The sequence below is a fragment of the Anaerobacillus sp. 63XJN7_4_ISO-PGPR-S23-413 genome (assembly GCF_056173725.1).
In genome coordinates, this window is the sequence record NZ_CM149688.1 from 538961 (window position 1) to 554506 (window position 15546).

The window sequence follows — 15546 nt, forward strand, 5'->3', positions numbered from 1 at the left end:
AATTTCAGCGCTCTGTTTTTATTCTATTAGCTATGTTAATGAGCTCAAAATCGAGCAATTATTGTTGTATAGCTAATCTATTAGGGGCATCATATTTTATTCTTTCTCTCTGAAGTCTATTGTTTAATAGAGTGTCAGATTAGTTATTAAGAAGCCCGTTTAATAAGAATATGGAAACCTTCACTTCGATCCTCAACATAAGCATTCTTCGGTGCACGGAGCACCTGAGAAGCGTAAAGGAAGTCACTAAAGCTAAACCCAAGATTTATAGCTGCTAGGATCGAGAAGAACGATACATAAGCTGGCATATAAACTGACGCAATTATAGCTGCGGTCGTAATCGAAACCGCAGGTGCAAGTGCCGCAATTAAAAAGAGGTTACGTGAAATTGGGCTGCACGTTTCACAGCGCATCATCGGTACGATCACAAATCCTTTTTCTAATTTCATTGTTGCTTTTAATCCGGCTATTGTTAAAGGAAGCCAGTGTATTAGCTTATGAATAGGGAAAAGGACAGCTAAGGAACCGAGAAACGGTAAAATTGGTACGATCGCATGTTTTGTTGTCGGGTATAACATACTGAACACAAGATAAAACGCAATAAAGTATAATAAGGTTAACAGCATCGAGAAAATCGTTAATCGATGTGTACCGAATTCGCGATGTAGATAAATCGATTTCCAACAATTCATAAGAATCACCTGCTTTCGTAGCTTTCAATTTAGTTGATGTTTATTGAATACTCGTATACTGTACAGCGATTCTCGGAAGAAATCAACACGTTTTTTTAGAAAGAAATTAGTCAAAATTATTTTGACAAAATCAGCGGTTTTTCGCGCTGGATTAGTCTGGAAAATACATTTCAATTTAAAACCCGTTCCGTTAAACTATAAGTACTATTAATTGCACAGTAAGGAGTTAAGTCAGATGGAAGCTATCCACAAAAGATTAGATAAAATTGAATTTCATATGCGCCTACTTGCAAAGATGGAAGAGGAAGGAGACTATCCCTTTTACCGCCTTGTGATTGACAGAGGGCTGACAGAGTCAGAAGTGTCAGAAGTATATCAATTATGCGTAGAGGTGAACCAAAAAATGCATGAGCAGATCGAGGAGGGTCTCTTGAACCGTTCCACGTTGCTCACGCATTTCGTAGGGATGTTAAATATTAAATTGGAGCCCCTCTCAACCATTAAAGCACTGCAATCTCAAGAAGAGGTTTATAGAGAACTTATGGAGACGCTATTAAAAGTGTCGCCTTATCGTTAGAAAAGATTGGAGCGCTCTTTATCATCTTGTTCAGTGAGTTCTCTAGAGAATTCACTTTCAAGCTTGGTGAAAGATTTTTGGAAGATTTCCATGAAGTCTTCACCATATAGGCCTTTAATGACACACATCATCTCAGTAAATTCAGGGAATTTACCGTATAGTTCTCTAATCGGCATGGAAGCTTTCAAAACACTATCTCGACTTGGTGAATAATGTTTCCATGTTTCCTGAAGCAGCTTCTCTCCCTTTTCGGTAAGCTGTACATATGTATTTCGCTTATCATTCTCTTTTTTTGAGAATGTGAGGAGAGACCTAGATTCAAGTTTTTTTGAAAAGTTAAACGCTGTTGAGACGTGCATAACGCCAAACTTCGCAATATCTGATATTGAAGAGCCGTCAAGATGATAAGCAATTGAAAGAATATGGTGCTCATTAATATTGAGATCGAATGGCTTGAGCCAATCTTGCCAATCTCGCTCAACAGATTTCCAAAGTGCTTTGCTTAATTGGCCAATTCGATGGCTAAAAATCATTGCTTCTTGAATAGAAATTTCCTGTTCTTCTTTCATAAATGCCCTCCTTTACAACTAGATGATTCAAGCTATATTAGAATATTGTTGATCTTCGGTAAAAAAACCGGCTATTTTGAAGCCGGACTGTTTACTTCTTCTTTGACTGTTTCAATCGTCTTCTGCATTTCCTCGACATCTGCCTTTAGCCTAGTTAAATTCGGTTCAATATCCTGTTGAAATGAAGAGATGGATCGTTTAAGGTCAGCGGCTACTTCCTGAATAATTTCTTTGCCTTCTGAAGAAAGCTGTTTTACTTGAGCGGTCAGTTCGTTAAGATCACTTTTAAGCTTAGTAAACCCTTCCTTTATATCATCACTCTTCTCTTTAGCGTCAGTCATTAATTCTTTTCCGGATTTCGGAGTGGTTAAAAGTACAGAAGCAGCGGAAACTACCCCGCCTACTACAAATCCTGTTAATAATGTTTTTGCTTTTCCCATGATGTTCATCCTTTCCTATCCAAATCCTTATACTTCTACTTAAAGACATTAGTTCGCCATCCCAGTCAAGAATCCTGCTTTCTCCTTTCATTAATTCGTTGTGGTTATGAAAGCAGTGGGCATCACATATACCTTTTAGTATACGCTACGGTAAATGGAGGGGACGGGTATGGCTGGATTTATCTTTTTCCTTATTGCAGCTGGCAGTCTACTATTAACCGCAACAGTAAGCAGGCTGTTATTAATTAGAAAATATTCATTTCACAATGAACGAATGATCCGAAAGCAAAAAAGCGCCTACTTATTTGGTACGTTTGCGATTGTTTTCCTTGTGCTTGGGGTATCGATGGCCATGCTTATTTTCTAATGATGTCCTTTATTTTCCCCACGGCTTTCAACTTGCAAACATAAAAACGATATTAAAGGTTAGAATCACGCTCATTTGAGGTATCTTATAGAGAGAAGGGTATTTAAGGAGCGTGAAATAATGAATCGTATGATTAAAAGTGTTTTTAAGAGAATGACAAAGAAGGCAGTAATGGTTATGAAGGATAAAGACAAAATGAAGGATGTTTCAATCGAATCCTTGAAAAAAGGAGCCCTATACAATGGGCGTAAGGGCATGGATGAGATGTGGGTGGATGTGAAGACGTTCTCGAGACTTGTCCAGGAATTTCGTAAAGGAAGTTATCGCGATATTTCAAAAAAATCAGTCGTTATGATTGTAGGAGCATTACTTTATTTTATTAGTCCTATTGATGCGGTTCCTGATTTATTAGCGGGAGTCGGGCTTCTTGATGATGTAGCAGTAATAGGATTTGTTGCAAGTCAATTAAAGCATGAGTTAGAAAAGTTCCGAGAGTGGGAAACAGGAGTGAAAATATAAAAAAACGGCCAATTTGGCCGTTTTTTTTGTGTTTATTTAGAAAGCGAAGCTAGTACGTTTAAGGATTGATTGTACAACTGGAAAGATTAGTACCATTGCAATGGTATTTACTACGGCTGTTGGAAGAACAACGGTAACAAACAGTCCAGTGAATGCGGCGCCACCAGGAAGTCCTGCAAAGACAAGAGCAGCTCCAAGGAATATAGCCCCACTAATCATCGTGCCGATTGCTGTTAAAATTCCAACTGTTACTAATGATTGGCCAAACCGCTGAACGAGTAAATAAAGACCAAAGAAAGCAAAAGCTGTCACAGGTTTATCAATCATGTTAGCAAGTTGTCCACCAGGGAATGTTGTCGTTGCAGCAGAGATAACTCCTGTCGCAAGTCCGAGTACAAGAACGCTTTTGCGCTCAGGAAATAGTAATATTCCTAGAAACATCATTGTAAGAAGCATATCGTTCTTCATGCCAGAAATTAAGCCAGGTATAATTGCGTGTAGAATCGTTCCAATACCAAGTAGTAAAGCCATGAGTACTAAATTTTTTGTTTTCATAAAGAAATCTCTCCTCTTCTCATCTCATTCTCCGTCAAAAGACGGTGTTCTCTCCATCAGTGCGCTATGTGCCTGCTGCGAAAGAACTAATTTTTTATATCATAACAAACGAATGTCCTATTGAAAAGTGTTAAATATTGTGTTTGTGATGGAATGTCTGCATAAAGTCACTTAATGCACGAACTGATTCAAGGGGAACAGCGTTATAGATGGAAGCACGACATCCTCCAACAGAGCGATGGCCCTTTAACCCAACAAAACCTTCTTCTGCCGCCTCATGTAGGAACAGTTCTTCAAGCTCTTTTCCTGGTAAATTGAAAGTTACATTCATTGATGAGCGACTTGCTGTTTCAGCTGTTCCACTATAAAAACCTTTACTACTATCAATCGTGTCATAGAGTAGATTTGTTTTCTCAGCATTCATCTTTTCGATTTCCTTAATACCTCCCTTAGTCTTTGTCCATTCAAGAACAAGGGATAGCATATAGATCGCAAACGAAGGAGGGGTATTATAGAGCGACTTCTTATCAACGTGAGTACGATAGTCTAACATTGTTGGAAGTTGATCTGGGATGTTTTTGAGCATATCTTTCCTTAAGATGACTACAGTTACTCCTGCTGGACCAAGGTTTTTCTGAGCACCTGCATAAATAAGACCAAATTGGTCAATTGGAAGGGATCGACTTAATATATCGCTCGACATATCGGCAACGATAGGAGAATGGGTATGCTTGGGGAATTCCTTCCACTGGGTGCCATGTATTGTGTTGTTTGAAGTCAAGTGAACGTATGCATCTTTGTTACTGTATTGTAGCGTGTCGATCTCTGGTATACGTTTGAAATCATCTTGTTCACTACTTCCACCAACATACGTGTCTCCTAATTTCTGAGCTTCCTTTAATGCTTTTTGGGACCAGCTTCCTGTAAGGAAATAATTACCCTGCTGACCAGTTTGAAGAAAATTCATTGGGATCATTGAGAATTGTAAACTTGCTCCGCCTTGAAGAAAAAGAACTTCATAGTCATCAGGGATGTGAAGCAGTTCTCTTAAAAGCTCATTGGCTCCATCATGGATTTTCTGATATTCTTTGCTACGATGACTAAATTCCATAATGGACATACCTTGCTGTTGATAATTGAGAAGTTCTGCTTGAGCATGATTAAGTACATCTTGAGGTAAGGCGGACGGGCCAGCATTAAAATTATAACGACGTTCCACTAATAGACACTCCTTTAGTAATGTAATGCGATGCCTCGATTTAACTTGTACTCATCCTATCATTAAAGGATTCGGCGGTGCTATATTTTTTTCTAATCTTTTCGAATATTTCGTTCTATTGAAGCAGAAGCATTTGTTCTGCTTCATCATTTTGCTATTCTATATAGAAGTGAATGATAAGAAAGTGGTGTGAACTAATGTATCGAGAAAACAAACCAACTCATATCGGACCATACGATCATCCAGATATTTATCCTGGTCCACGACCAGCTTCATCTTTCCTATACCATAACGGGAAAGCACATCGAATTGATGAAGTTCAAAATACTCCAGTAGAGAAGCAAATTGTTCATTATGCAAGAGGGGAAGACGTGTCGGGTTCTCTTGCATTTGCAACGACAGAACAGTTTACAGTGGAAGAATTGCTGTTATCAGAAGGTTTATCTCCTATTGAAGAGCGAATCCCGCTTCTCGCATATGGATCGAATGTCTGTCTAGCACAGCTCAAATATAAGTTTAGTCTCAATCCTGATGTTAGTGATTTCATTCTCTATTATCGTGCAGAAATAAAGGATACAGACGTCATCGCAGGTTCCTTTCTAGCACCATATGGAGCACTTCCTGCTGTCATTGCTCCAGTTCAGGGAGCGAAGACAGAAGTGTGGGTTACATTTGTTGATCGTGAACAGCTAGAACTGTTAAATCGTACGGAAGGCGGTTATGTACTAAGAGAGCACCTTCATGGCAAGCTTACCCTTAAAACAGGGGAGAATTTCGAACGAGTTTACGCATACTATTATCCACACGGTTACATAAGAGAAGGTTCTTATGTACGATTTAAAGATATACCGGGGGAATCAAATCTCCCATCTATGTGGCAAGCAGATTTATTAAATGAGCTGAAGGCTATGGTCGGGTATGGAGGTCATAGAGAAGAGTTTATTCATGAATTAAGGTGGAATCCAGACTTACGAACAAAGATGTCAACGATGTTAAATGGATTAGATCAAACGTTTGATCATCCAGATTGGGTTGTTCCGAATGGCTTTTATACATTAAAAGAAATGAAACGAACCCAAATGAAAAGGAGACCGTAAATGGTCTCCTTTTATGTATCAAGACAATTTCGTTAAGAATTAATGTGCGAACGAATCCCTTCAGCAAGGCGCTGTAACTTCTCCGCATCATAGTCATTTTCGTGTGTTTTCCATACCGCTCCGAATCCGTCCCCTTTACCGTAGCGTGGAATAAGGTGTAGATGATAATGAAAAACAGATTGTCCAGCAATCGCTTCATTATTGTTTAGAAGATTCATGCCTTCAGGAGAAAAGTTCGCTTTTAAAGCATTTGCTATTTCAGGAACTGCAGCAAAGAGCTTTGAAGCTGTCTCGGGATCAAGCTCGTAGATGTTTTGCTGATGTTTTTTTGGAATGACGAGGGTATGTCCTTCTGTTACTTGTGTAAGGTCTAGAAAGGCTAGAACGTCTTCATTTTCGTAAACTTTCGCAGATGGAATATCTCCGTTAATAATCTTACAGAATATGCAATCGGGTGAATGGCTCATGTTCATCATCCTTTCAATCTTTTCATATATCGTACCATAATTTTCATTTTCGTTATGACCGCTTCTCCCTAATGTACTTACATATCTTGCAAACACAATCCAATGATTAAACGAAACTTCTATATGATCTAAGAAATATTTATTTTTAAGAATAATTGGATTGGAACAAGAAAAGGCTCTGCCGGGGGTGCAGAGCCCTGAGTGCAACTTGTTTTAAGGGAAGACGCCACACTCTCTATAAGGATGTTCTTAATACCATTGATCTATTCATGTATTTTGAGTTTTATTATCTCGATAACCGACAACTTCGAATGGGAACTATATCTACACTTAAATGAGTCAATAATAAAAGTTAAATAATATCAACGAGACTATAAAATGAAAAATGTCCTTTATGGAAAGTCTTCTGTGAAAAAGGTAAGATGTGGATAGGGGTAAGTGAGAAGGGTGCTGTACGAATCATTCAACTCATTGTTTCACGCTCCAATTGAAAGTTTGTTAAAATGTAAACAAATGACGCGAAATGAGAGGAACGCTATGACGAATTCTATTCTGGAAGTTAGCAATCTTACTGGTGGATACCAGGCGAATAAGCCTGTACTCCATGATCTTTCTCTTAATGTAAATTCAAATGAAATTGTTGGTCTCATTGGCCTTAATGGGGCTGGCAAAAGTACAACAATCAAACATATTCTTGGCTTACTTGACCCAATGAATGGTCGTATCCGCGTGGGTGGTACGAGCTTCTCTGAAAATAAAGATGGTTACCGTAAACAGTTTTCATATATACCTGAAACACCGTTGTTGTATGATGAGTTAACGCTTTGGGAGCATTTACAGCTGACAGCTCTAGCTTATGAATTAAGTGAAGAATGGAAAGAAAGAGCTGAAGCACTTCTTAAAGAGTTTCGGATGACTAATATGAAGAAGTGGTTTCCGGGTCATTTTTCTAAAGGGATGAGACAGAAGGTTATGATCATGTGTGCCTTTCTCGTAAAACCATCTCTTTATATCGTAGATGAGCCCTTTGTTGGTTTAGATCCTATTGGGATTCAGTCCTTCCTTGATATGATGCTGGAGATGAAAGAGGAAGGCGCAGGGGTATTAATGTCGACACATATTCTTTCAACAGCTGAAAGGTATTGCGATCGATTTATTATTCTGCACGATGGCCGAATTGTAATGTCAGGTACTATGGCAGAATTACGGCATCAAATCGGTAATAAAGCTGCTACGCTCGATGATATCTATATTGAAGCGACCAGGAGTGGCAAATGATGCAGCTTGAGACGCTATGGAAAGAAAGGGCAGGGGCCTTTTGGAAAATTGCCCTGCGTTACTTTAGACTAATTGGTAATAGCAGCTTTTTGTTCACGCTTGTTCTTACCCTCATATTCGGGGCGTATTATTACAGTGAATTATTGAAAGTACTTCCTGAAACATTTCCTGGATTAGCGGTCATTACAGTCATTGCTGCAGTGACTGTGGTTCGAACGCCATTAAGGTTCTTTTTGTCAGAAGCCGATCTAGTATTTATGCTACCAGCGGAAAACCGTTTACACGGCTACTTTCGTAAATCTCTATTGTATAGTTTCGGACTTCAAGTATTTATAACCGTTGTCGTTATGACGATTCTTGCACCTCTCTATCAGCACGAGATGTCTGCTGGAACGCCTTACTACGTGTTTGTGATTATTGTGCTGATTGCATTAAAGGGAGTTAACGTCATCATGAAGTGGATGGAACTCCACTTACCAGCTCACCAAACTTCCTGGCTTTATACAATGGTGCGTCTTTTTACTACAATGCTAGTAACATACTTATTACTGGCACAGGCATCATGGATTTTCGTAACGCTCGCATGTCTCATACTTGTAGCGATTCTTTTTCTATTCTTTCTTCCGCTTCAACGTAAATATGCAATCAAATGGGAGAAGCTACTTGTGCTAGATGAACAACAAAGTATGAAGTTCTATCGAACAGCTAATTTATTTACGGATGTCCCTAAATTAAAACAGTCTGTTAAACAAAGGCGTACATTAAGCTCAATTGCGGAGAAACTTCTCCCAACAAATACTGTCTATGAGACGCTCTATCAAAAAGCATTTATTAGGAGTAATGAATATTTAGGTATCTATTTTAGGTTATGGCTTTTAGGACTCGTAGTGATCGCTTTTGTTCCTGGAGTTACAGGTAAAGTGATTGGGACTGCGCTCATTATTTATTTAACAGCTGTTCAACTTCGAACATTGTTCCCTCACTACGAGGCACATGTGATGGTAAAACTTTATCCACTGTCAGATAAAGAACAAATAATGGCGTTTCGCGCCCTGCTAATTCGTTTACTAGGTGCACAAGCAGTTACTTTTGCTGTTATTTCTTTTGTTCTTTCTTTTGACATTGTGTCGGCTGGATTGATTCTTATTGTTGGGTCAGCGGCAGTTGCCGTAGCCACATCTCGAAACAGTAATCTGAAACAGAAGATTTAGTTGACTGGTTTGGTGTTAAAAGTCAGAGCCAAAGGATGTTTTGCAGCATGAGTTATTTAAGTGAGGTAGAAGAAGAGCTTGAATCTTGGGAACGAAAAATAAAGAAAAAATCTTCTATGGTTTCCCGTTCAGCAAAAAAAATACAAAGTCGGATTAACGATAAAATACCTGAACGTATCCATTCGATCGTCACAAATGGTATTAAAACAATGGTCCAAGGTGTTCTGGCTGGAAATACGTATACTGTTAAAGAACCAGATATCAATCAATCGCTTCAAGTGAGAGATGAAAAAGCAAGACGATTAATACTTAAGTATAAACGTATTGCTGCTACAGAAGGAGCAGGTACAGGCGCAGGTGGGATCCTTCTTGGTTTAGCTGATTTTCCTTTGCTTTTATCCATTAAGATGAAATTCCTTTTTGATCTTGCCAGTGTTTATGGATATGATGCTAAGAAATTCGAAGAAAGAGTGTTTATTCTTACGATTTTTCAACTCGCTTTTTCAGCAGATGAGGCGAGGAGGAGCAGTTACGAGCGCATCGCTAACTGGGATGATAACCTTAACCAGATGGAAATAAGAAATAAATACAATGATGAACATGATTGGAAGTCGTTTCAACTCGAGTATAGAGATTATATTGACCTTCCTAAATTACTTCAGATGATTCCTGGTTTTGGTGCAATAGTCGGGGCGTATGTGAATTATCACTTTCTTGACTGGCTAGGGGAAAATGCCATGAATGCTTACAGGAAGCGCATCATTGACGTAAAGGATGAAGAAGAATAGACAAAGAAAAGGCCAGCCGAATGTTCCGGCTGGCCTTTTTGTATCAATTATCTTATTCGAAGCGTGCATCGCTAAGAATGCGATCCATTTCTTCCATATGGTGTGTTTCATCAGCGATCATATCATCAAGCTTCACAACTAGTTCAGTAAATCCTAGTTCCTCTGCTTGCTTTTTACGTTTTTCATAACGATCGATGGTATCTTTTTCAGCCGTTCTAGCTTCAATAAGCATTTCTTTCACATCAGTAAGCTGTTTTACTTCAGCAGGAGCGGTTGTTGGTGTACCACCAAGCACTTTAATTTTCTCTGCAAGATAAAGAGCGTGTCCCTGTTCATCTGCAATTTCACTTTCAAAGAATGGTTTTAGTGTTTGACGATATAAACCAGATACAACAGCTGCATTGTAAGTGTACATAATGCTAGCAGCGTATTCATTTGCTAGATCCACATTAAGTCCATCAATTAGTTCTTGTTTTTTGTCGGCCATTCTAAACATCCTTTCTAAATCTGTTCTGTTTTGGTTCCATATTAATTTTACCCTTCCACTCCGTTAATAAAACATAAACATTGAAAAAGATAGGAACAATAGGATGGATGTTTGACTGATAGTAGGAGGGGTAATATTCAACTATGTAAATCACAATTAGTTAATCTATAGGAGGGCCTAAAGTGAGTAAAATTGCAGTACTTATGACAAGCATGTTTGAAGATGTAGAATATACAAAACCTGCTGAGCAGTTTAAGAATGCAAACCATTCTCTGACAGTAATTAGTACAGAAGCAGGTCAAGAATTAACAGGAAAACAAGGCGAGGCTAAAGTAATATCCGACAAAGGAATTGATGAGGTAAATGCGGAAGATTTTGACGTTCTTTTCATTCCGGGTGGCGTTTCACCTGATGAACTGCGCGCAGATGATCGATTTGTGGCATTTACGAAAAAAATGATGTTTCTAAATAAGAAAACGCTTGTGATCTGTCATGGTCCACAGCTGCTCATATCTGCTGAAGTATTAAATGGAAGAAACATTACAGGATTTAAATCCATTCAAACAGATCTAAAACATGCGGGTGCCAATGTGTTTGATGAAGAAGTGGTAGTTTGTGGTGGAAATTTAGTTAGTAGTAGAAATCCAGACGATATTCCGGCATTCATTGAAAAATCTCTGTCTGTTATGGACAACTGATAAAAAGGAGTGGAAGTAATGAGTGAAAAAAATCATTTAGTTGATAAAGATAGTCAGCTCGATGTAAATAAAGTTGATGATACACTAGATCGTATGAGCGATGACAAAATGGATGATATTCTCTCTAATTTTGAGGACTTTAAAAAATACCTTGCCACTAGAGTCGAAATCGGAGAAAAATTAGGACTTAGTGAAGAAGCGCTAGCTCAAGCTGCAGAAAAAGTAGCGGGTTATCTAGCGAAGAAGGAGGAGCCTAAGAATAGAGAAGAAAAGCTATTACAAGAGTTATGGCTTGTGGGAAGTAAAGAGCAACGTCATGAATTGGCCCATCTTCTTGTACGTATGGTTCTAACTAAAGATAAGTAAAGGCAAAGCCGCTGCTGATACAGCGGCTTTTTTAAAAAGAATTTTATGAGGTGAAGAACTTCACGGAGTTTGGAGAATTGAAAACGGTGAAAGGCGCGATATTATGAATAAAAATAATTTTTTTAGCTCCTTGCCAGGAGCGTTAAAGCAAAAAAAAGTGTGGTTTCCACTTGTACTAAATGCATTTGGACTATTCATCGCTGTTTTGGCAATCATGTTGTTTTCAGAGTTAGCAGAAGAAATATTAGAAAAAGAAACGCTACAATTTGATCAAGCGATTATTTCTGGCGTAGACGGCATTCGTTCCGATGGATTATTAAATGTGATGGAATTTATAACAGAACTTGGCTCTGTTTGGTGGATTTCAGTGGTTTCTGTTGCGACTGTAGCTTTTCTATGGTTTAAACTACGTGATGGTTGGAGCATTCTCTTTTTCGTTATAGCACAGGCTGCAGGCGGACTTTTAACGACAGAACTAAAACATTTTTTTGCTAGGTCAAGACCTTCCATCGATGCTGCTTATGATGCAGTGGGGTATAGTTTCCCTAGTGGACATGCGATGGGATCTTTTCTACTATATGGATTTATTGGTTACCTTATTGTAAGAAGCCAGAGGAGTAGAACGACAAAGTGGTTAAGTGGAACACTAGTATTCTTCTTCATCGTACTGATCGGATTTAGTCGAATCTATTTAGGTGTTCATTATCCAAGTGACGTTCTAGCAGGTTATGCAGCTGGTACACTCTGGCTATTTGTTTGCATTTTCTCTCTTGAATGGGTTCTTTGGATTAAGAGATCCTCGTTAACATTAGGTTCATTCAGAAAAATCTTCTCCAGTAAGAACAGTTAAGTATGCAGGCAATACTTCGAGCGTTGACGGAGTCGTATGATGACGTTCTCCGTCACAGTCGATATTTTGCTCTGGATCAGCTTCTATTTTTAAACGTTTTGTTTGGAAATGAATGATATCTTCGTTAAATCGCGACTGCTTGAAAACCTTTGATTGAAAAATGGACCAAAAAGTTGGAAGAGACGTTTCTTTAATGATTAAGACATCAAATTCACCATCTTGCAGGTTATTTTCAGGGAAGAAAGCTTGGATCCCGCCAGTAAATGGACCGTTCCCTACGATCATCATGACAGCTTCCCCTTCAAAATTCTGCCCATCGGCATCTACTTTAAGATGAAAAGGCTGTGGATTGTTGATCGTTTGTGCAGTACTAATGTAGTAAGAAAGCCTTCCGAAAACTTCTTTTGTATCAGGGTTAATGTTCTCAGAAGCCTGAGTGATTAAGCCGATTCCCCAGAAATTCAAGAAATACTCATCATTTGAGCGACCTACGTCAATATGGGAACGGTTATTTTCTAATAGCTGTTCAACAGCAAGGAGTGGATTCTGGTTGATGCCGATTGCTCTAGAGAAGTCATTGCAAGTTCCTCCAGGAATAATACCGAAAACAGGACGCTTCTCTCTTTGGCAAATTGCATTTGCTAATTCATTTATGGTTCCATCCCCACCAGCCCCAATGAGAATGTCTACTTCGTCGCCTAGTTCTGCGACTAATTCAGCACCGTGTCCTTTATATTCTGTTTTATAAAGGGAAACCTGATCATAGTTTTCTCGTAGTCTTTCTTGGATCGTATCAATTTGATTGACCATTTTAACATTTCCAGCTTTGGGATTTAAGATAATGGCTACACGTGTCAAGTTAATGACTCCTTTCGTATAATCTTCCTTTCTTATTCCCTTATATTCGGTGAAGTACACACGGATAGTAGAATTCGAAAAAAGTTGATTTCGAATTCAATTAGCTGAACACCTCCACATAGTAGCTATCGCAATTAGTTGTGAGATTGGACTGATTGACATTGGACTCATTTCTCATGACAATTCACTTCTTAGGGAATTATACTAGTTGGAGAATACATATTTTGACGAGTAGGAGCTTGTAAATGAAGAATATTTTAAGAATTTTCAAGAAAGATTGGAAGGGAATTGGAACGAATTGGGTAGCAGCGATTCTATTAGGTGGTCTCATTATTCTTCCTTCTCTTTATGCTTGGTTTAATATTGGAGCATCTTGGGATCCATATAGTCAAACGGATCAGCTTCCTGTTGGCATTGTCAATGAAGACAAGGGGGCAACCATTCGGGATAAGGAAATTGATGCAGGTGGAGAGTTAACGAAGGAATTGAAAGATAATGACAGTCTTGAGTGGCATTTCTCAAATCGAGAAGCTGCGATGGATAAGCTTGAGTATGGGGACTATTTTGCAGTGATCGTCATTCCAGAAGACTTTTCAGAGAAACTTGGGACAGTTATTAATGATGAACCCGAGAAAGCAGAGGTAGAGTACTATGTAAACGAAAAAGTAAATGCGATCGCACCAAAGATCACTGAAAAAGGTGCGAGTGTCATTGTTGATCAAATTACAAGTAACTTTGTATCGGTTGTGAATGGGACGATCTTTGAGGTATTTAATGATTTAGGAGTAGAATTTGAAAAGGATTTATCTGACATAAAACAGTTCGAGGAATATGTCTTCAAACTAGAAGAGAACCTTCCAGAGATCAATCGTTTGATTTCCGATGCCCTATCTGACTCGAGAGATGCTGAAGATGTGATAAATAAAGTTCAAGGACTTCTTCCGGAAGCTCAGCAAATTACGAGTGAAGGCATTAGTACGATTGATGAAACCACACAATTTTTAAACGAGTCAGAAGATCGCTTGAATAAGCTTGCACCGCAAGTAGAGGAAGATTTAACTAAAGCTCAACAAACAGCTGAGGATGTAAATAAGTTCTTATCGGATTTAAAATCGCCAGATATTGATTTATCCTCAGTAGAAGAAATAAGAAATCAGATAAATCAACAAGTAGATGAATCTGTTCAGCGTATTGATGATGTTGAAGTCGTATTGAAGCAAGTACAGGAAGCTAGCGATAATAACGAGAATGAGGAGTCGCAGGAAGAAGGAGAAGAATCTCCTCAAGAGCCGGTGCAGGATCCTGCCGCTAACTCGCAGCAGCAAGAGGTTATCGATGAGGCAATCGCTGATCTTGATCAAGTTAAAGAACAGTTACAGACCATTAAAGCAGATAGTGATGAAATTGGATCTACCTTAGCTGATAAGCAAGAAGAAATAGATGATATTTTAACAACTCTTCAGGAAAAATCCGGAGAAACAGCTGATCGAATCGATTCATTCTTAAAAGAGTACAAGGAAAACATTGAGCCTCGTGTTCTTGCTGAAGTGGCAAGTGCGAAAAAGACGTTATCGAATGCTCGATCGACATTAAAAGAGGCGCAAACCACCATCCCTGAAGTGGAACGAATTCTTTCAAGTACTGAAAAGAATATCGGCGAAGGTCAGGATATTTTAGCATACATGTTAAATGAATATCCTTACGTAAATGATAAAGTGAACCAGCTTGCGGATCGAATCAGAGAGATTCAAGGAGAAACAGATATTAACGAGATCATTGATTTACTGAAGAATGATCCTATGGCAGAGCAAAGCTTTTTCGCAGAACCTATAGTGTTAAGTAAAAATTCACTCTTCCCGATTCAAAATTACGGTACAGGTATGACACCGTTCTATACTGTTCTATCGTTATGGGTAGGGGCACTTCTTCTTGTTTCATTACTTACCACTGAAGCCACTGGTTTTGAAGAAGCGTCGAATCGCCAGGTGTATTTCGGAAAATTATTGACGTTTATTAGCATTGGTTTCCTTCAGACGCTTGTTGTAACATCAGGAGATCTCTTTATTTTAAATGTAGATATCGTAAATCCTGTTCTTTTTGTACTATTTGGCATCGTGATTAGCTTTGTGTTCATGTTAATGGTTTATACTCTAGTTGCTGTATTTGGGGATGTGGGTAAAGCGATGGCTATTGTCTTTCTTGTTCTTCAAATTGCTGGGTCAGGTGGAACGTATCCAGTTGCTTTGCTACCAGAGTTCTTTCAAGCAATCCATCCTTATTTACCATTTTCGTACGCAGTAGATTTAATGAGAGAAGCAGTAGGAGGAATTGTATGGGCACGAGCAAAAGAAGATTTATTCTTTTTGGGAATTTTTTCTGTTGTGTTCCTTCTCATAGGAGCGGTACTTAAGGAAGTTATCATTAAAAAGACGAAGTATTTAATGAAAAAGTCCAGAGAATCAGGGTTATTTCATTAATATCCTCTTTGAAGAAAAAGCAGCCTGTCAA

At 38.6% G+C, this 15546-nt stretch carries 19 protein-coding genes; 11 read left to right on the forward strand and 8 right to left on the reverse strand.

From position 1 onward, the window contains the following. Positions 1-146 precede the first annotated feature (146 nt). A complete protein-coding gene (locus AC0VYO_RS03000; protein WP_475366514.1) occupies positions 147-692 on the reverse strand; it encodes a DUF3267 domain-containing protein in 546 nt (181 codons plus the stop codon). Between the two features lie 235 nt (positions 693-927). Between AC0VYO_RS03000 and AC0VYO_RS03005 the strand changes: the two genes are divergently transcribed. Beyond that, positions 928-1269: a DUF1878 family protein gene (locus AC0VYO_RS03005; RefSeq protein ID WP_430246908.1), complete on the forward strand. Its 342-nt coding sequence runs from the start codon at positions 928-930 to the stop codon at positions 1267-1269. Here AC0VYO_RS03005 and AC0VYO_RS03010 read toward each other — a convergent pair. Both AC0VYO_RS03010 and AC0VYO_RS03015 read right to left on the reverse strand, forming a co-directional pair. After that, a complete protein-coding gene (locus tag AC0VYO_RS03010; RefSeq protein ID WP_430246907.1) occupies positions 1266-1838 on the reverse strand; it encodes an HTH-type transcriptional regulator Hpr in 573 nt (190 codons plus the stop codon). The two genes, AC0VYO_RS03005 and AC0VYO_RS03010, sit on opposite strands and share 4 nt — an antisense overlap. A 71-nt stretch (positions 1839-1909) precedes the next feature. Further along, on the reverse strand, positions 1910-2278 hold the full coding sequence (locus tag AC0VYO_RS03015) for a YtxH domain-containing protein (protein ID WP_430246905.1): 369 nt from the start codon (positions 2276-2278) through the stop codon (positions 1910-1912). Positions 2279-2447: 169 nt separating this feature from the next. On the opposite strand from AC0VYO_RS03015, the gene AC0VYO_RS03020 reads away from it, so the two are divergent. After that, entirely contained in the window at positions 2448-2645 is a 198-nt protein-coding gene (locus AC0VYO_RS03020; protein ID WP_194220001.1) for a hypothetical protein, read from the forward strand. A 120-nt stretch (positions 2646-2765) separates the two neighbouring features. Continuing rightward, positions 2766-3164 (forward strand): YkvA family protein, encoded by a 399-nt coding sequence (locus tag AC0VYO_RS03025; protein WP_475366515.1) that lies wholly within the window; start codon positions 2766-2768, stop codon positions 3162-3164. A gap of 36 nt (positions 3165-3200) precedes the next feature. Here the strand turns inward: AC0VYO_RS03025 and AC0VYO_RS03030 are convergent, their stop codons facing one another. Together AC0VYO_RS03030 and serC are read right to left on the reverse strand one after the other, a co-directional pair. Then, a complete protein-coding gene (locus AC0VYO_RS03030) occupies positions 3201-3719 on the reverse strand; it encodes a tryptophan transporter (RefSeq protein WP_430246902.1) in 519 nt (172 codons plus the stop codon). Positions 3720-3849: 130 nt separating this feature from the next. After that, positions 3850-4938 (reverse strand): 3-phosphoserine/phosphohydroxythreonine transaminase, encoded by a 1089-nt coding sequence (serC, locus tag AC0VYO_RS03035; RefSeq protein WP_430246901.1) that lies wholly within the window; start codon positions 4936-4938, stop codon positions 3850-3852. Positions 4939-5135: 197 nt separating this feature from the next. Here serC and AC0VYO_RS03040 point away from each other — a divergent pair, with 197 nt between their 5' ends. Continuing rightward, positions 5136-6035, forward strand: coding sequence for a hypothetical protein (locus tag AC0VYO_RS03040; protein WP_475366516.1), 900 nt, complete (start codon positions 5136-5138; stop codon positions 6033-6035). A gap of 32 nt (positions 6036-6067) precedes the next feature. Here the strand turns inward: AC0VYO_RS03040 and AC0VYO_RS03045 are convergent, their stop codons facing one another. Next, complete coding sequence (locus tag AC0VYO_RS03045) at positions 6068-6502, reverse strand: HIT family protein (RefSeq protein ID WP_475369035.1); 435 nt, start codon at positions 6500-6502, stop codon at positions 6068-6070. A gap of 537 nt (positions 6503-7039) precedes the next feature. Here AC0VYO_RS03045 and AC0VYO_RS03050 point away from each other — a divergent pair. From AC0VYO_RS03050 to AC0VYO_RS03060, 3 genes are read left to right on the forward strand one after another with little or no spacing between them, the layout of a single operon-like run. Beyond that, a complete protein-coding gene (locus tag AC0VYO_RS03050; RefSeq protein ID WP_226616110.1) occupies positions 7040-7780 on the forward strand; it encodes an ABC transporter ATP-binding protein in 741 nt (246 codons plus the stop codon). Next, positions 7780-8991 carry an ABC transporter permease gene (locus AC0VYO_RS03055; protein WP_475368379.1) on the forward strand — a complete coding sequence of 404 codons (1212 nt, stop codon included), beginning with the start codon at positions 7780-7782 and terminating at the stop codon, positions 8989-8991. The genes AC0VYO_RS03050 and AC0VYO_RS03055 overlap by 1 nt, the downstream gene beginning before the upstream one ends. Before the next feature lie 47 nt (positions 8992-9038). After that, a complete protein-coding gene (locus AC0VYO_RS03060) occupies positions 9039-9779 on the forward strand; it encodes an EcsC family protein (RefSeq protein ID WP_475366518.1) in 741 nt (246 codons plus the stop codon). Positions 9780-9831: 52 nt separating this feature from the next. On the opposite strand, the gene AC0VYO_RS03065 is transcribed toward AC0VYO_RS03060, so the two are convergent. After that, positions 9832-10266, reverse strand: coding sequence for a ferritin-like domain-containing protein (locus AC0VYO_RS03065; protein ID WP_098446445.1), 435 nt, complete (start codon positions 10264-10266; stop codon positions 9832-9834). 182 nt (positions 10267-10448) lie between these two features. Between AC0VYO_RS03065 and AC0VYO_RS03070 the strand changes: the two genes are divergently transcribed. The 3 genes from AC0VYO_RS03070 to AC0VYO_RS03080 all read left to right on the forward strand — a co-directional run bounded on the left by AC0VYO_RS03070 (position 10449) and on the right by AC0VYO_RS03080 (position 12180). Continuing rightward, positions 10449-10964, forward strand: a complete 516-nt coding sequence (locus tag AC0VYO_RS03070) for a type 1 glutamine amidotransferase domain-containing protein (RefSeq protein ID WP_475366519.1) — start codon at positions 10449-10451, stop codon at positions 10962-10964. Between the two features lie 18 nt (positions 10965-10982). Beyond that, positions 10983-11330 carry a DUF3243 domain-containing protein gene (locus tag AC0VYO_RS03075; protein ID WP_194219992.1) on the forward strand — a complete coding sequence of 116 codons (348 nt, stop codon included), beginning with the start codon at positions 10983-10985 and terminating at the stop codon, positions 11328-11330. Positions 11331-11433: 103 nt separating this feature from the next. Then, positions 11434-12180 (forward strand): phosphatase PAP2 family protein, encoded by a 747-nt coding sequence (locus tag AC0VYO_RS03080; RefSeq protein ID WP_475366520.1) that lies wholly within the window; start codon positions 11434-11436, stop codon positions 12178-12180. Here AC0VYO_RS03080 and AC0VYO_RS03085 read toward each other — a convergent pair. Continuing rightward, on the reverse strand, positions 12145-13038 hold the full coding sequence (locus AC0VYO_RS03085; RefSeq protein ID WP_430246892.1) for a diacylglycerol/lipid kinase family protein: 894 nt from the start codon (positions 13036-13038) through the stop codon (positions 12145-12147). The genes AC0VYO_RS03080 and AC0VYO_RS03085 overlap by 36 nt on opposite strands. A 245-nt stretch (positions 13039-13283) precedes the next feature. Between AC0VYO_RS03085 and AC0VYO_RS03090 the strand changes: the two genes are divergently transcribed. Further along, positions 13284-15515 (forward strand): YhgE/Pip domain-containing protein, encoded by a 2232-nt coding sequence (locus tag AC0VYO_RS03090; RefSeq protein WP_475368380.1) that lies wholly within the window; start codon positions 13284-13286, stop codon positions 15513-15515. The last annotated feature ends 31 nt before the right edge of the window (positions 15516-15546 follow it).

Bases quoted from the DNA above. Each gene is read 5' to 3' on its own strand.
- AC0VYO_RS03050 (WP_226616110.1), top strand. From the start codon at position 7,040: ATGACGAATTCTATTCTGGAAGTTAGCAATCTTACTGGTGGATACCAG.
- AC0VYO_RS03090 (WP_475368380.1), top strand. From the start codon at position 13,284: ATGAAGAATATTTTAAGAATTTTCAAGAAAGATTGGAAGGGAATTGGA.
- AC0VYO_RS03045 (WP_475369035.1), bottom strand. From the start codon at position 6,502: ATGAGCCATTCACCCGATTGCATATTCTGTAAGATTATTAACGGAGAT.
- AC0VYO_RS03005 (WP_430246908.1), top strand. From the start codon at position 928: ATGGAAGCTATCCACAAAAGATTAGATAAAATTGAATTTCATATGCGC.
- AC0VYO_RS03040 (WP_475366516.1), top strand. From the start codon at position 5,136: ATGTATCGAGAAAACAAACCAACTCATATCGGACCATACGATCATCCA.
- AC0VYO_RS03010 (WP_430246907.1), bottom strand. From the start codon at position 1,838: ATGAAAGAAGAACAGGAAATTTCTATTCAAGAAGCAATGATTTTTAGC.
- AC0VYO_RS03030 (WP_430246902.1), bottom strand. From the start codon at position 3,719: ATGAAAACAAAAAATTTAGTACTCATGGCTTTACTACTTGGTATTGGA.
- AC0VYO_RS03000 (WP_475366514.1), bottom strand. From the start codon at position 692: ATGAATTGTTGGAAATCGATTTATCTACATCGCGAATTCGGTACACAT.
- AC0VYO_RS03065 (WP_098446445.1), bottom strand. From the start codon at position 10,266: ATGGCCGACAAAAAACAAGAACTAATTGATGGACTTAATGTGGATCTA.
- AC0VYO_RS03025 (WP_475366515.1), top strand. From the start codon at position 2,766: ATGAATCGTATGATTAAAAGTGTTTTTAAGAGAATGACAAAGAAGGCA.
- AC0VYO_RS03060 (WP_475366518.1), top strand. From the start codon at position 9,039: ATGAGTTATTTAAGTGAGGTAGAAGAAGAGCTTGAATCTTGGGAACGA.
- AC0VYO_RS03055 (WP_475368379.1), top strand. From the start codon at position 7,780: ATGCAGCTTGAGACGCTATGGAAAGAAAGGGCAGGGGCCTTTTGGAAA.
- AC0VYO_RS03020 (WP_194220001.1), top strand. From the start codon at position 2,448: ATGGCTGGATTTATCTTTTTCCTTATTGCAGCTGGCAGTCTACTATTA.
- AC0VYO_RS03075 (WP_194219992.1), top strand. From the start codon at position 10,983: ATGAGTGAAAAAAATCATTTAGTTGATAAAGATAGTCAGCTCGATGTA.
- AC0VYO_RS03080 (WP_475366520.1), top strand. From the start codon at position 11,434: ATGAATAAAAATAATTTTTTTAGCTCCTTGCCAGGAGCGTTAAAGCAA.
- AC0VYO_RS03015 (WP_430246905.1), bottom strand. From the start codon at position 2,278: ATGGGAAAAGCAAAAACATTATTAACAGGATTTGTAGTAGGCGGGGTA.